The organism is Acinetobacter sp. 102, from assembly GCF_037028485.1.
Classification (GTDB): domain Bacteria; phylum Pseudomonadota; class Gammaproteobacteria; order Pseudomonadales; family Moraxellaceae; genus Acinetobacter; species Acinetobacter higginsii.
In genome coordinates this window covers 110,371-127,209 of the sequence record NZ_JAZEZK010000006.1, presented here as the reverse complement: position 1 = coordinate 127,209, position 16,839 = coordinate 110,371, and the positions used below count along the sequence as shown (strand labels likewise).

The 16,839-nt window shown below is 41.7% G+C and carries 5 protein-coding genes; 3 read left to right on the top strand and 2 right to left on the bottom strand.

Translation table 11 applies throughout. The features are described 5' to 3' along the window. Positions 1-2: 2 nt before the first annotated feature. Positions 3-2,525, top strand: coding sequence for a hypothetical protein (locus WA352_RS07650; RefSeq protein ID WP_336141830.1), 2,523 nt, complete (start codon positions 3-5; stop codon positions 2,523-2,525). A gap of 69 nt (positions 2,526-2,594) precedes the next feature. Next, positions 2,595-4,553: a hypothetical protein gene (locus WA352_RS07645; RefSeq protein ID WP_336141828.1), complete on the top strand. Its 1,959-nt coding sequence runs from the start codon at positions 2,595-2,597 to the stop codon at positions 4,551-4,553. Positions 4,554-4,610: 57 nt separating this feature from the next. On the opposite strand, the gene WA352_RS07640 is transcribed toward WA352_RS07645, so the two are convergent. Continuing rightward, positions 4,611-4,943, bottom strand: a complete 333-nt coding sequence (locus WA352_RS07640) for a hypothetical protein (RefSeq protein WP_336141826.1) — start codon at positions 4,941-4,943, stop codon at positions 4,611-4,613. A gap of 132 nt (positions 4,944-5,075) precedes the next feature. On the opposite strand from WA352_RS07640, the gene WA352_RS07635 reads away from it, so the two are divergent. Continuing rightward, positions 5,076-16,100, top strand: coding sequence for a PLxRFG domain-containing protein (locus WA352_RS07635; protein ID WP_336141823.1), 11,025 nt, complete (start codon positions 5,076-5,078; stop codon positions 16,098-16,100). A gap of 56 nt (positions 16,101-16,156) precedes the next feature. On the opposite strand, the gene WA352_RS07630 is transcribed toward WA352_RS07635, so the two are convergent. After that, positions 16,157-16,777 carry a DUF4124 domain-containing protein gene (locus WA352_RS07630; RefSeq protein WP_279185991.1) on the bottom strand — a complete coding sequence of 207 codons (621 nt, stop codon included), beginning with the start codon at positions 16,775-16,777 and terminating at the stop codon, positions 16,157-16,159. Between the last annotated feature and the right edge of the window lie 62 nt (positions 16,778-16,839).

The following is a 16,839-nucleotide window of genomic DNA, read 5'->3' as shown; positions in this document are numbered from 1 at the left end:
ACATGATTATCCCTACACTCAATGTCGTTGATCAGGCGATTTCCGAAGTTCAGGACAAGATGAAATACTTTGAAGGGCGTAGCAATCAGTTACTCGGAGAAATGAGTAATGCCATGACGACGCTATCTAGTGTTACGGTCGAACCGGTGGGTAGTGCACCAGAATTGCCACGCCCTGAGAATGCGCAATTTCCAACGATAGATATGCCAGATACGCCTGAATTAAATGTGACTGTACCTACACCACATTTATTAGATTTGGATATTGAAAAGCCGGCTGCACTTACATCTCCTGAAATCCCTAGTCTTGAGATCAATTTGCCTGATGCACCGATCATGCAGAATGAGATTGAGATTCCATCAGAGCTTACCAATTTTGCTTTACCTGAAATCGATACCAATATTGAAATCGGCACACTGCCACAACTCAGTTTAAGTGGGCTGGATATTGGTCGTAACGCAGTCAATATTGATGTTTCAGAGCTTTTAGGCGGCCTGGATTTATCTGATCTTAATTTACCTGAAGCACCTGAAAACCCAATCTTAAACTTTCCAACATTACCAAGCCTGGGTAATTTTGATTTGCCAGTGCGACCAGATATTGATATTGGCAGTGTAGAAATCCCTGATGCACCTGAAATTGTGTTGCCTGAAATTGGAGAGCTTCAAGCGATTACATTACCAGTATATGAGCCAGAATCCTTACCAGTATTCGATGAATTGCCACCTGAATTTAGTGTGGAGCTACCTAGCGATATTGATAGCATTATGCACCAGGCCCAGGCGATTGCCGCAACGGACTATCAAAGTTACAACAAGGACAGCGCAATTCAGCCTTTAGTCGCTGAAATTCGTGCCTGGATGAATGGCACTGCTACCGGTACCGGCTTACCTGCAGAGATTGAAAATTCACTTTTCAATCGTGCACGTGAACGCAATAGTCGTGAAACCGAACGCGCAGTACAAGAGGTGATTGATCAGTGGGCCAGTCGCGGTTATAGCTTGCCACAGGGGTCCACCCAAAAGCAGATCGATGCCATCCGGGATGATGCACGTTTAAAAGCTGCGGATCTGAACCGTGACATTATGATCCAGTCTTTTGAAAAGCAGCTTGAACATATCCGATTTTTGACAGAACAAGGCATTGCCCTGGAACGGCTAAAGCAAGATCTATGGCTTGCCTATGTTAGCAATGTGATGGATGCAGCCAAGTTCCAAGTCGAGAGTAAACTTAGTCTATTCAATGCACAAATCTCGATTTTTAATGCACGTACCGATGCGTTTAAATCCATGATTGACGTATATAAGACCAAAATTGAAGGCACCATTGCCAAGATCACGGCATTTCGCTCCCAGGTGGATGCACAGGTAGCGATTGGTCAGATTAATCAACAGACCGTTGATATTTTTAAAGCCAAGATTGATGCGGTTATGTCGAATGTGGATGTGTATAAAGCACTGATCCAAGGTGCAACTGCACGTGCTGACCTAGTGAAAAGTCACTTTGATGCCTATAAAACCGAAGTGCAAGCATACAGTGAGCAGGTCGGTGCAGAACGGATCAAGGTTGAAATGTTTGATTCACAGATCAAGGCCGAAGGTACCAAGGTTCAAGCCTATGAATCAATGGCACGTACTTATGCCACCACTATCGAAGGTCTTTCATCTAAAGCAAATATTAAGATGAAAGAAGGTGATATGAAGCTGGAAGCGGCACGTGTAAGAATTGCAGAGTTTCAGGCCAATACAGAATCGTATCGTGCATCAATGGATGCGCAGTCGAAGAAATTGCAGTTTGAAACAGAAGCATACACGGCTAATCTGGAAGCCATGAAGTCTCAGATTCAGCTTTCAATTGAAAAGATGAATACGCAAAGCAATATTGTGGAATCTAATTCACGTACACGAATTGCCTTAGCTGATGCTTTATCTAAGTATGCTGAAATGAAAATCCGTGTCGGTATTGCTAATTCGGATACCTTGTCACGCTTTGCTGATATGCGCTCACGTACTGCAATCGCTGTATCAGAAGCACATTCGCGTTATGCAGATCTGGCGTTAAGGACAACGATTGCCAATAGTGATATTTATAACCGCTATATCGAATCTCGTACACGTGTTGCCTTAGCTAATGCCGATACCCAGGCCAAATATGCTGACTTAAATTTGCGTACAAATCTGGCCTATGCAGATACTCAATCTAAATTTGCTGATATGAAAATGCGTACAGGCATCGCCAATGCAGAAACCCAGGCACGTTATGCCGATATGAATATCCGCACCAACCTGGCGTATGCTGAAATGCAGATCAAAAAATATGAAGTCGATCTCAGTAATGCTATCAAGAAAGCCGAACTTGCAGCGGAAAGCATGAAAGGTATTGCGCAGTTCAATACACAACTTGCAGCAGGTGCCATGTCAGCCATGCACGTGTCGGCAAGTATCAGTGGCAGCGGTTCAAGTTCATTGTCTTATAGCGCAAGTGAATCTGAATCCAAGAGTGAAAGCCACAACTATAGCTACTAACCCTGTAAGGCTAACGCTTACAGCCTGTATTGATTAACCATACATGATATTTATATTGGAATAAGTGTCATGTACGGCTTAAAAAAACGTTCAAAGCAAGATGAAAATGGACTAATTCAAGGTGCAGGTACTGGCACTTCTGATGATGTTAAAAAAAATGTTCCAGCAGGTAGCTATATTATGCCTGCTGATTCTACTCAGCAGATTGGTACCAATAATTTAAAAAATATGGGGAGTCCCACGCCAGTTAATCTCAGTAACGGTGAGTTCCAACTCTCGCCTGACCAAGTTCATTCGGTTGGTGTGCAAACACTTGATGCCATGAAAAATCAAACACATGTACCTGTTGATCAACCTCAATTGGGTTTCAAGCCTGGTCAAAATAAACCTGAGTTATTTTTTGCAAATGGCGGACTCGTACCAAGTGCCTACCCAAGCGCAGATGATATTCGTCGTGCACAACAAAATAGAGTTGGTGGACCACAAATGCGTGATGTTTCAGGCATTACTCGTGATGTTAATCGCCCTATGCCTAGTACGAATGTTAATAACACTGCATCGAGTACCGTGACATCCAACTCCACACCATCATCTAGTCCAGCGAATCCAGCACCAACACAAGGTGGCGGTTTTGGCGGAGGTATAAGAAATTTTGTCAATAACAGCAAGCTTGTAAAAGGTGTTGGTTATTTAGGTGCTGCATCATCTTTGTTCGCAAACGCTGCGACACCAAGTGAGGATTATCGAGAACGTTTTGGTTTTGGTGATCAGTCACCTGAAGATTTGGGTACTGTAAAAGGGTTTGCTAAAGACTTCGGTATCAGAGGATTAGGTTATGCATCAGATTTGGGTAATGCCTTAACTTTTGGACAAGCTGGTCGGTTTTATGCAGATAAACAACGTATTGCAAGTGAAGCAAAAGCAGCTCAACCTGAATTTAATAATAAACAAAATAAGCCAAATACTGTTGTAAACAATCCATTTGGTAATAATAAAACACCACCTACTACACAAACACAGCCTGAAGCTCAGACTCCATCAAACTCTGGACAAAATTCTGATCCTTATGCTATTCAGCAAAAAGGAAACAGCTTTAGCTATGCTAATCCTAGTGCAGCAGCTCAAGCACGAGCAGATGGTATTAGAGAAGGCGAAGGACTAGGATTCAAAGTAAGACCAGTGAATGACCCTCGTGGGGTAGCAAATTTATTTGCCAATACTCAAGAAATGGGACCGACTGAACAACAGATTCAAAATGCAATTGCTCAACGTGAAATGAATTTAGGCTTGGGTATGCGAGGTTATGGTAATAATCCTGTACAAGCACCTCAACGTAATGATGCACAGGAAGCTGAACGTCAAGCTGTAATTCGTGCAGCAAGTACACCGATTGCAGGGGCAAGAGGATTAACTGCTAATCAAGTCCGTACTTTGTCTGATTTACAGCAAGGTGAGGATAATCGTGCCAATCAACGTTATACCACCGATGCGAACAACGTTGCTGCTTTACAGCGTGAAGCCATGGGGCAAGCTGGACAGAACTATCGTACGGAACTAGGTGAGCAAGGTACCAATAACCGATTTAATGCAAATTTAGGCTTTGATGCACAAAAATTCCAAGCTACCAATGATTTAGCTAATCGAGAATTTAATCTTAACGCCACTGAAAAAGGTTTTGGCATTCGTAACTCAGCACGATTAGAGAAATTGTACGAGCAATATGATGCTGCGAAATCGGATGAAGATCGTAAATCCATTCAAGAAAAAATTAATCGTTATGCAGGTAATAAAGCAGATACTGGTAAAGATCGTTATATGACTGTGGGTGGTGGTCAGGAGTGGAATGACAAATCAGGTACTATGGTAAACAGACCTCAACAATTATTTGATACTCAGACACAGCAGTTCGTTAATACACCAGCTGCATCATCGACTAATCTACCAAATGGTATGACACGTCAAGTAGGTACAAGCAATGGTAAGCCTGTTTATGAGGATGCTCAAGGTAATCGCTTTATAGGCAATTAATTGGGGTAGCCACTTTCGGGTGGCTATTTTTATATCGATTTTTTAAAAATAATGTTATTACCATTTTTTCCAATCGCTTTTATTAACAGTGCCATGTGATATTACTTTCACATTATTCGATTTTAAGTATTCTTTTAGCTCTTCAGAATAGCGATTATAGTCTTTAAAATAAACATAAATATGTTGTCCAACTTCTTTATATTCAATATACCATTTTGAACTTTTACCGAATACATCGTAAATGTTGATGCTTGGTTTTTTCAAGCGATGATATGCGTCACGTAGTTCCTCAAACTCAGTACGTTTGTCTTTTTCCATGTATAAGTGTAAAGCATAATAGAACATCGCAATAATACTCAAATACCCAATACCATAAATTATATCGTGCATACTTACTCCTTGATTTGCCAATCAACCGCATGTCAAAAAATTTCGAACTACCTAACAATGTCTATCCCCCTCTAAGGTTAGACCTTTTTTAACCCTTTATACATGCTATGCACATACCAATAGGAGTGCATCATGTCAGAATCTACCCTAAAACCATTTACAGGTAAACTTGACGAAAATATTGATACAAATCAACAGCCAGCATTAAAACCATTTACAGGTGCACTTGATGGTGAAAAGAAAGGTGTAATTGGGCACTTAAAAGATACTGGCTTATCTGCTTTAAAAGGTGCGGTTGCTGTACCTGAATTGGCCGTTGGTATCATGGATGTCATGTCTGATGGTGCTACCGGTAAAATACTTGAGAATAAAAATGGTACTGTTGGCTTTCGACCTAAAGAAGCCAAACAAGCCCTAGGTAATTTACATACAGACCAATATAAAGCCCAACAACAAGAATTTGCTGATGCTGGTAAAGATGGAAATTGGGTAGATAAAGTCGTTGATAAAACAAAAGTTGCCTTAAGAAATCCCTCATTAATTGCTAATACCGTAGTTGAATCTGTTCCTTCAATGTTAGCTGGCGGTGCATTAGGTCGTGCTTCGGGTATAGCCAATCCCGTTGTAGCTGGTGCAGTTGGTGAAGGTGCAGTTATGGCGGGTAGCCAAGCTGAACAAATTCGCCAACAAACGGTAGATGGACGCTTAACAGCAGACCAGTCTTTAGCAGGTGTCGGCACTGGCGCATTAGGTGGCTTGATTGGTTTTGCTGGTGGTCGTCTTGCCCAGAAAATGGGTATTGGTGATGTTGATACCATGCTTGTAACAGGGCGTGCTGGTCCAGCTGAAATCGCTGGTGAGATTGCATCAATGCCTGCGAAGTCTTTACCTCGTCGTGTAATTGAAGGTGCAATTTCAGAAGGCTTTTTAGAAGAATTACCTCAAACAGTTTCAGAACAAGTCATACAAAATTTAGCCCTGGATAAGCCTTGGCATGATGGCATTGAGGATGCGGCTGTCATGGGGACTTTGGCTGGTATGGCAATGGGTGGTGCTGCCAATATCTTATCTGGTCGTAACACAGGTACAGAATCCCAAGATAACCAACAACAATCAGGCTCACCTAATCTACCATCGGCACCTCCACAATTAGGCTCAAGTCCAGATAATGCTTTAACTGGCGAATATATCCCACGTGAAGATGTGTCACAGGGGGGTAACCAAGGCCGCACAGCTTTTGTTTATGATCAGCCATCAATGGATGCTGATAATTTATTAAACAATAATGGCTTTGATTATGGCAGTGCAGCAACTGGTAATCCAGTCAGCCCAGATACACCACCAGCACCGAATGGTAATTATTTTGATGGTGATTATGGCAGTGAAGCAGCCTTTGATGATTTGTTGAATTCTGTACCACCAGCCAGCCAAACACCTTCACAGCAAATGGGGATTAATCCCAATGATGGGCCTATGTCATCTGCAGCAGCTTTGGCGGTGGATAGTGGGGCATCACCTGTTACTCCACAATTAGGATATACGCCTGATCAAAGTAATACACAGGCTGACAATGCAGGCGAATCAATTTCTCAACAGTATGACCTCAATGCAGTGGATGCAATTGGTGGAGGAATTGAAACAGATAGAGCGAAAACAACAACAGCGCAAACTGTTCAACCAATCTTAGGCCAAGATGGTAAAAATAAATGGTTTGGTACACAGGATAAAGCACAAGCATTCATTGATAAGAAAAATTTAGGCAATGATTATCAGGTGGTTCAGGATGGTAAGCGTTTTGAGATTCAGCCTAAAAAATTACAAAGTGCGTCGCAAAATGTAGATACTTTACCAAAAACAGAAAGTTCAAATCAGGATGATGTTCCAAATCCGTACAATGAAAATAAGTTGCGTGCTCAAGTGCGTGATTTGAGTTTACAGGCAAGTAAAGAAGCTCAAGCCAACAATGCAGAGGACAGCAAATACATTGCAAATTTAGGAAACACAGCATCGGCACGTTCAAATGAAAAGGTAAAGGAGCAATTACCTGATTTATATAAGCGAGCAGAAGAACTTGCAAAAACCGCTGAAATTACATCGGCAGGTCGTCGTGGTAATACGCATTTTTCAAGCCTAAGTTTCAAAGGTGATTCAAGTTTTGTTTCAGGCGATGCATGGCCAAAACGCCCAACTAAGGATGAAGTCCTACAGCAAGCAATTTGGCACTTGTCACAAGATGACAAGAACGGCACACCGAAGAATGTACAAAGTGCGTTGCAGCTTACTGAACTTGAAAAACAGTTTAAAAATGAAAAAAGTGTAGCGAAAAAGGCACAGATCCGTAAACAGATTACAGAGTTGCAAAATGGTTTGACAGAACAGGCGCAAAGCAGTGTAAGTTTGAATCAACCACAAAAGACTACTGTAGAAAACCTGAGTGGCGAATTTAAAAAAATAGAAGAATCTACTACCCGAATTAATGCAGCACGTCAGCGTATGCGTGAAGCGAATCCTGAAATCTTCACAGCTGAAAATGATCGTGTCCGTGAAACGCATGGCCTGACCAATGCGCGTGTGACTTCTATTGCCGACGAAATTGAAACATCGGGCAGTTATGAATTATCTGATCGTGAATACGAGAAGATCAAGAACAATCCGAATTACAAGATTGACTATGATGCGCGTAACTTCATGGGCAAGGTGACTGCGGTTAAGGACCCACATAGCGGTGAATGGGTAGGGAATAACGAACAGTCTGATTTAGATAATGCAGCACATGAAGCCGCGACCAGTGTGCAAAATGATTTACCTGCACCGACACAGGCACAGATCGAAGCCGGCAACTACAAGAAAGGTCACATCAAAGTAAATAACCTGGATATTGCCGTGGAGAATCCGCAAGGATCCGAGCGCAGTGGTACCGATCCAGATGGCAAGCCGTGGTCACACACCATGAGCAACCATTATGGATATATCAAGGGGACCAAAGGCGCAGACCAGGAACACATCGATACTTATGTCGGTGAAAATCCCGATTCAGACCAGGTGTTTGTGGTGGACCAGATCGACCAGGCAAGCGGTGGATTTGATGAGCATAAGGTGATGCTTGGTTTTGATAGCCAGGAAGCAGCTGTAGCAGCGTATCAGTCCAACTTCGACAAAGGTTGGAAAACTGGTCCGGTTAAACGCATGACTATGGATGAGTTTAAGACCTGGATTAAGACTGGTGATACCACTAAGCCGGTGAATGCTCCTGAGCAAAAAACAGAATCACAGCATCCGGTAAACAAGTGGCAAGAGGAAATGAACAAGGCTTTAGAAAAGGCCGATCCTGAGCATCCACTTTTTAAAAAACTACAAGCTAGTGCTAAGAACGGATTACGCTCTGTTTCTGATCGTGCTGTGGCATTACGCCAGGCGCGTGAGATTGAGAAGAAAGCCGATGCGCCAAAAGCAGAAGTGCCAAAGGTTGAACCAGAACAACCGAAAGTCAAAGTATCTGAAAACAAATTTGTGACCGATGAACGTCGTGCTGAATTAGAAAAACGCATTAAAGCCAAACTATCACAGCTTAACAGTGGTGTTGATCCTGAACTGATTGTGCTTGGTACCGAACTTGCGCTGTACCATATTGAACGTGGTGTGCGTACCTTTGCTGCTTATGCAAAAGCTATGACGGAAAGTTTGGGTGATAGTTCAAAACCATTCCTAAAATCCTGGTATATGGGCGTGAAGTACGACCCACGCGCATCCGGTTTTGATGGAATGAGTAGTGCAGCAGAAGTCGAAAACTTTGATGTTGATGGTACCCTCACAGATGAAGGTACCATGACAGGCAAAACCGAAACGGTTGTTACACCTGCAGGTCGTGAATTTGAGGTGCAGCATAAAGTTGTTGAAGCTGCCGACTTGATCACATCAAACCTGGACAGCGGTGCGATTAATTCTGAATACCCACAAGCACTGCAGCCACGTGACCGTACCACTTTAAAATCCGTTACCCAGGTCAATGACATTGCCAACAAACTTAACCCTAAATTATTGGGTGATAGTGCAAGCTCTACCAATGGTGCGCCTATCGTATCGCCTGGTAATGAAGTTGAAAGCGGTAATGGTCGTACCCTGGCGATTCGCAAAGCCTACCAAATAGGCAAAGCAGACGCATACAAAGCATGGTTAGCTGAACAGGGCTATGATGTGGACAACATGCAGCAGCCAGTATTGGTCCGTGAACGTATCACGCCAATGAACATGGCCGAGCGTGTAGCCTACACAACAGAATCCAATGAGCGTGACACACTGGATATGAGTCCAAGTGAACAAGCTATGTCGGATGCGCCAAAGGTGATGGATATTTTGCACCTGGTACAAGGGGGCAGCTTTAACAACACAGCCAATCGTGATTTTGTGAACGCCTTTTTAACCGGTGTAGCATCTAAGAATGAACGCGGCACCATGCTTGATAAAGATGGGGTATCACTCACTCAGGACGGATACCGCCGTATTGAATCAGCCTTGCTTGCAGCTGCTTTTAATGATGCTCAAATTATTAGTCAGGTGATTGAATCTAAAGACAGCGATATTAAGGCGATTGGTAATGCCTTGATTGAAGCGGCACCACAATGGGCACAAGTCCGTAAAGGTGTGCAAGATGGCATTTTGGTTGAAGGCGTGAACGTCGAAGCCAATTTGGTTGAAGCGGTCCACCTGGTACGTAAGGCACGTCAGCAAAACTTATCTTTATCTGAAATGTTGAATCAGGACGATATATTTGACGGCAGCATTGACCAGGTTACGAAAGACTTTATTAGTATTTTTTATAGTGGTGATAAACTCAACAAAGCACGAAGCAGCCAGAAAGTTGCAGACGCATTAAAGTCGTATGCGCAATTGGCTATGACTGCAAAAGCATCTCCAAATCTTTTCGGTGATGCGCCTTTAAGCAATGAACAAATTTTAGGACAAGTAAATGACAGACTTAAACAAAGCGAAGCCGAAAAGCAACAAGACATCTTCACTAGCCCGCAATCTAATGAACCAGACGCTGGCACAGTTGGCGGTGGACGATCAGGACGAGGAACTGGCCCAAGAAGTGAAACAGCGCAAGAACAATCAGAGCCTACAAAAGCCTTAAAGAAGACAGCTCCAACATCTGAAAAAGAAACGATTCAAGATTTTGGTGAAAAAATTGGTGGTGCTCGTAAAGATACTTCAGTGAAGACTGGCCCCAAAACCTCTGGCACTACTACAAAGGACAATCGTCCAACTTGGGCCAAGCGATTTGAGATTACTGAAATTGCTGCCTCAAGTAATCCAAATGAAGTTGGTAAATGGATTATCACGGATACAAGAAAAAAGGATTGGAAGGGGAATGCCAAGCAACTAGGCAAACAATTTTTTGATTCTCAAAAAGATGCTGAACTTGCACTACCAATTCTAGCTGTAGCTCAAAAGCATCGTGTGTGGGCTGCTGGAAAAGATAGCTTTTCTATCTATCGTGAAATTAGTGATCGGAAGCGCGTTAAAGTTGTCGAACAAGAATTTCAAACACGTGAAGATGCTATGAAATATATGGCAATCCATGCGATTGAAATTCTAGAAACCAATACAACTTTTGGGGAAATTGATCTTCCTCGACCTGAAAATACGGTAAGAAAAGGACTAGATCGCCGTAAAGGTGATGCTAAAGATGCCGATTTTATTCGTGTGTTTGGTTTCCGTGGTGTTGAATTTGGGAACTGGAATAATCAGGCAGAACGCCAAGAGCTATTAAATGATGCCTTTGATGGTCTCATGGACTTGGCTGAGATTTTAAATATCCCACCTGCAGCAATTAGCCTAAATGGGGAACTCGCTTTAGCGTTTGGTGCCAGAGGGCAAGGATTAAGTGGTGCAAAGGCGCACTATGAACCCGAACGTGCTGTGATTAACTTGACCAAATTGAATGGCGCAGGTTCATTAGCTCATGAATGGTGGCATGCATTAGATCACTATTTTGGTCGACAAGATGGCAAAGCCCCATCTGAATGGGTAACGAACGCGGATGGCAGTCGATCATTAAAGATTGCAAAACACTTTGAAGATATGAGCGTCACTTCTGGATTCTCTTATAAATCAAATGTTCGTGAAGATGTGCAAGAAGCCTATAAACAATTGGTACAGACAATTTTTAGAAAATCTGAAAACTATATTGATGATACTGTTAAGGTTGAAAGCTTCGTTAGTTCTGCGAGAAACAACTTAAAAGATCAATTAGATAAGTTACGTGCTGATCTTAATCGTGAGCTTGATCCAAAATATTACAAGCGCTTTAACAAAGCTGCCTCAGCTGAACAGCTGGCTGAGTTTGATACGGTTGCTGAGTTATTGCTTACAGGTACGGCACTTACTACGGAAATACGTCACAACAATAATAAGAATAGTCGAAATATATTTAGTGGTGCACGTTGGTCTAATGATGCCCTAGATAAATTAAGTGTGATTTATAAATCTGTCCGTGGTAGATCAGGGTTTAATGCTGAACAAAAGGGTGTACTAGACCGATTACGTCAATACATGAATACCTATGCCCAACGCCTCAAACTATTGGCAGAAGCTCAAAATGGTACAGAGAAAGCGAAAATGATACCAACGGATTTTGCTATGAACGCAAAAGAGTTAGATCAGGGACGCGGTACAGATTATTGGATTACTACTCCTGAAATGACAGCACGTGCATTCCAAGGGTATGTAGAAGATAAAATTTCTCAAAATAGTGGCTACAGTCCGTTTCTGAATTTTGGCCCTGAGAGTGCTGCGATTTTTACCCCATGGGGTTTTAAGCGACCATTTCCTACTGGTACAGAACGAAAAGCAATCAATGCAAAGTTTTCTGATTTGGTTGATACACTAAAAACAGAAGAAACAGAAACAGGGATTAAACTTTATAGTCGTGACAAATTAAAACCTGATAACGAGCGTAGAGGTGCTTCACCATTAGACACGACCTTTACTCCCTTATCCGTTGTCAGTGCTACTCGTAGAGTCCTTTCTATTCTTCAACATCTCAAAATGTCCGCTACACAAGATGCGTCTTCTAGGGGGCGTATCAATGTCAGTCTTAATAATAGGATCGGGGTCAACAAAGTCGGGAATGTGAATTCCAATGGGTTTAGTGTTCAGGTCATTTCTAGTTTTAGCGATCTTCCGAAAGTCATACAAAATGATGCAACCTACAAAGATGAAAATGGCAAAACCCAAAATTATGATGTAAGCGGTGTTTGGCATGATGGCACGCTCTATGTGGTTGCTGATCAGGTTTATGGGGATAGCAATAAACAGCTTACTACATTTGATGTTTATGAGGAATTATTAACCCATGAAATTGTTGGGCATTTTGGTGTTCAAAAGCTATTTGGAAATGAGTATAAGACCAAATTTCAACAACTATTTAATGCTCTGGGTAAGCTTGAGGGTATTCGTAAAATAGCAAAAGATAATGGCGTGGATATGAATCAATTCGATAATGCCTATATTAAGCCATTTAAAAATGGCGTTGAGGAAGGCTATTACGATCCATTAGATGCGCAACAAGCAACTGTAAGTGAGCTATTTGCCTTTGTCGCTCAAAATGCTAAATCTCGTCCTTTTGTACGTCAAAAATTAAAAGAGGTCATTGGCTATATTCGTCAGTGGTTCCGTGATCGTGGCTTTGATAAATTCCTTTCACGTTACAATGATGCCGATTTGATGATGTTTTTGTCAGAAGCTCGTAAGGCTGTAGTTGATCGAAGCTATTTTGGTAAATATAAAAATCAAGAATTTTCATCTAAGAACAATTCTGATACTCCACTTTATAGCCGTCGCACTAAAAGTAATTTAGGCTCTACAACTCAACAAGTACGAGACGTGTTGATTGATCGTTTTGGTAAAGAGACCATTGATGAGCTTGAACGACAAGGTAAGCTTGAGATTATTCAGGATTATCAGGTTGAAGGTGTTGAGGGCTTCTATTACAACGGTAAAGCGGTACTCGTTGCATCGAATCTGACTGCTGAAAGCACAGTGCCAACATTCTTACATGAGTTGGGTGGTCATGCTGGGTTCCAAAACATGATGAACCAAAAACAATATAATGAATTGATGAATCAATTTAATAAATTGGTTGAGCAGGGTAATCCTGTTGCTTTAGCTGCAAAGATGCTTGCAGAACGTGAACAAGGTTCTGAGCGTCAACATCTAGAGTATTTACCGTATCTGTTGACACTATCATCTACAATGGAGCAACGTAATGTATTACAGCGTAATGCACTACAAAAACTTATAAACAATTTAGTGACGTATGTTAAAGCAACGCTATTTGATAATTTTGGAATAAATCTCAACCTCAATCCAAATGACATAGTTGCACTTGCTGAGCGAATGATTGAGAAATCCTCATATAATGCTGAAAATACTACTTCACCTCTGTATAGCCGTCAGTTTTTTGATAATACAATCAATAATTTAAGTGAGAGCATTAAGAATTTGTCGGTGAAGTCTATTAAGGATAAAGCAGATGATAGAAAGATTGATTGGTTGGGTATTGGTTTGTCCGCCTTGGGTCGTCGCCAATTAACTGAAATCTACAGTAAGTTATTGCCACAACTAAACAAGTACAACGATCTTGCGGCTCAAATGGATTCTGATAAGAATGATGCAGGTGCTAAAGCCGATAGTATTGTGCGAGAGTGGGCGAATTTAAAGGATGAGGAAGCTTTAGCAGATGTAATGCACGATTCGACCTTAGCAAAAATTGATCCGACAAAGCCTCATGTCAAGGGAGATAGCATTTCAAAATATAAGCAATTGCGTGATGCCTATAATTCACTATCACCAGAAGCACAGGCAATGTATTTAAAAGCACGGGATGCTTATAAAAAGCACTATGCAGAAGTACATCAGGCAATTAAAGAGCGCATCTTACGTTCTGAATTATCCAATCAGAAAAAAGCTGATTTACTTAAACAGATGGATGACAACTTCTTCGGTCAAATTAAAGGTGTTTATTTTCCTTTAGCTCGTTTTGGTAAATATATCGTGTTGATGCGTAACCAAAATGGTGATGTTGAGAGCGTGAGCCGTGCTGAAACTATGGGAGAAGCACAAAGTCTACGATCAGAATTAATGAAGAAATACCCAGATTTTATCGTTAATGATGTAGAAAAAAGTGCAAAGTTCAATTCTAGCCGTGACAGCGTTGGTCGTGGATTTATGTCCAATCTTTTTGATGAAGTGAGCAATCTAGGATTGGATGCAAAAACACAAGCTGAATTTGAAGATACTCTAAGCCAGCTTTATTTATCTTCTATGCCTGATTTGTCTTGGGCGAAACATGGGATTCACCGTAAGGGTACAGCAGGGTTTAGCCAAGATGCACGACGGGCATTTGCACAGAATATGTTTCACGGTGCTGCTTATCTTGCTAAGTTACGCTATGGCGACCAATTAGCACAGCAGCTTGATGAGATGAAAAAGTATTCTAAAGAGCAATTTAACAAGGGCATTGGGTATGACCAACCGACAGCTCAAAGTGTCATTGATGAAATGGAAGAACGTCATAAAAATTTAATGAATCCAGTGTCATCACCTTTATCAAGTGCTTTAACCAGTCTAGGCTTTATTTATTACCTGGGGTTATCGCCAGCAGCAGCGATGGTCAACTTATCGCAGACAGCATTGGTTGCATATCCGATCATGGGTGCTAAATGGGGTTTTGACAAAGCAGCTAATGAGTTACTGAAAACATCCAATGATTTTAGGAAGGGTGTAGAGTTTCATAAAGTGAAGTGGGAAGGCACGAAAACTGATCTTTATAAGGCTGTTAGTTCTGATATTTCCAAATTTCTAAATAAAGATGAAAAACAGGCTTATGAAGATGCTGTGGCGCGTGGCGTGATTGATGTCACTCAGGCACATGATTTAGCAGGAATTGCACAGGGTGAAGATAGTGGTGTGATGTGGAAGACACGCCCGATTATGCGTGCAGCGAGTGTCATGTTCCATAGTGCTGAAAGATTTAACCGTGAAGTTACTTTTATTGCAGCATATCGTCTAGCGCGTCAATCAGGTGAAAATCACGATTCAGCATTTGATCAAGCTGTAGATGCGACCTACAAAGGACACTTTGATTACAGTTCTGGCAACCGTCCACGTATCATGCAAGGCAACGTTGCCAAGGTTCTTTTACTGTTTAAACAGTTTGGTCAAAACATGCTTTACACATTGGCTCGTCAGACCTATCAGTCCATTAAAGGTGAAACGGAAGCTGAACGAAAAGAAGCTCGTAAATCACTTGGGGCTATTTTGGCAATGCACGCAACTTTTGCTGGTGCGCTTGGGTTGCCTATGGTTGGAATGTTGTTGTCGGTTGCATCTTGGATGGGCGGGGATGACGACGAACCTTGGGATGCGGAAGTGGCACTGCGTAACTATCTTGCTGAAGCATTTAATCCAACCATTTCAAATATGCTGATGAAAGGTGCGCCACGCGGTATTGGTGTGGATATTTCTAGTCGTGTTGGTATTAATAATCTTTTATTACCAGACGTACAAGAAGGGTTAGAAGGTAAAAAATGGTGGGATTCTGCAGCATCAGCAGCTTTGGGGCCTATTGGCGGGATTGGGGCAAATATCGCAAAAGGTGCACAGGAAATTTCAGAAGGGCATAATCTACGTGGAGTGGAAAGTATGCTGCCAGTGTTTCTTAAAAACTTTGCTAAAACCTATCGTTATGCTGATGAGGGTGTCCAAGACAAAACTGGTGTATCTATCATGGATGAAGTTAGTTCAATGGATTTACTTGTCCAAGGTATGGGGTTCTCACCATCTGATGTTCGTACAGCCAGTGAAGGCAAAACAGCAATTTATCAGCTTAACCGAAAGCTTAATGAGCGTCGTAGTCGTTTAATGGCTTTATGGTCACGAGCGAAAATGATGGATGACCAACAAGAGATGGATGAAATTTGGGAACAAATTCAAGGTTTCAATGACAAAAATCCATCACGTCGTATAACTAGAATGAACCTTAATCAAAGTTATCGTAATCGCCAACGTCGTATAGATCGTGCGGAAGATGGCATATATTTGTCACGGAATCGTCAAGATGCACGTGAAGCTGGTTACTTTGCTTTTGGTGAATAATTAGTGATAGAAAAGCCACCTTATGGTGGCTTCTTTAATCTTCTATGTTTTATAACTTAGTTACACTGCATTTGCCCACCAACACCCTGACATATTCCACCAGTAGAAGGGAAATAAGTATCACCTGCACCACGATTATAGCGTGTGCCATCTGAACCCCAACATCCTGCACCATCACAGTTGGTTATTGTGGATGGTTGACGTTGTGGCATAGGTGCAGAGTAAGAGTTATTTGAGTTTGAATAACTATCACCACTTGAAACATTTACACCATTCATTGCTGCTAGGGTTCTTAATTGGTTTGCGGTTAACTGACCATTTTGAGAACCTTTATATGGCGTACTAGCTTCCTGAATAATTTTTTGACGCAATGCTTCATCTTCAGCAGAGCGTGTAGGCTGACGAGGCACAGTATAAGTATTTTGACGAGTGCCCTGATAGTGATTTACATACGTGTCAGGAATGGATGAATTAGAGCGATAAGTTTGTTTAGGTGCTGGTGTACTGGTTGTACCCAACGATCGTAAAGTTTCTATATTCTGTTGCTTAGCACCCTTAGGTGGTGGCTTACTTGAATAGGTAACATTACCTTTTGCATCAACCCATTTGTAAACCCCTGCATATAGATTTACTGGAATACACAGTAAAATAAATGCTGTAATTTTTAATACACTCATGCGCATCTCAAAGATAATAATTATATGAAATTACGATAGATTAATTTTAGAGCAGTATCAAC

Excerpts from the sequence above, each read along its gene's own strand:
- WA352_RS07650 (WP_336141830.1), top strand. The coding sequence starts at position 3 with ATGATTATCCCTACACTCAATGTCGTTGATCAGGCGATTTCCGAAGTT.
- WA352_RS07645 (WP_336141828.1), top strand. The coding sequence starts at position 2,595 with ATGTACGGCTTAAAAAAACGTTCAAAGCAAGATGAAAATGGACTAATT.
- WA352_RS07640 (WP_336141826.1), bottom strand. The coding sequence starts at position 4,943 with ATGCACGATATAATTTATGGTATTGGGTATTTGAGTATTATTGCGATG.
- WA352_RS07635 (WP_336141823.1), top strand. The coding sequence starts at position 5,076 with ATGTCAGAATCTACCCTAAAACCATTTACAGGTAAACTTGACGAAAAT.
- WA352_RS07630 (WP_279185991.1), bottom strand. The coding sequence starts at position 16,777 with ATGAGTGTATTAAAAATTACAGCATTTATTTTACTGTGTATTCCAGTA.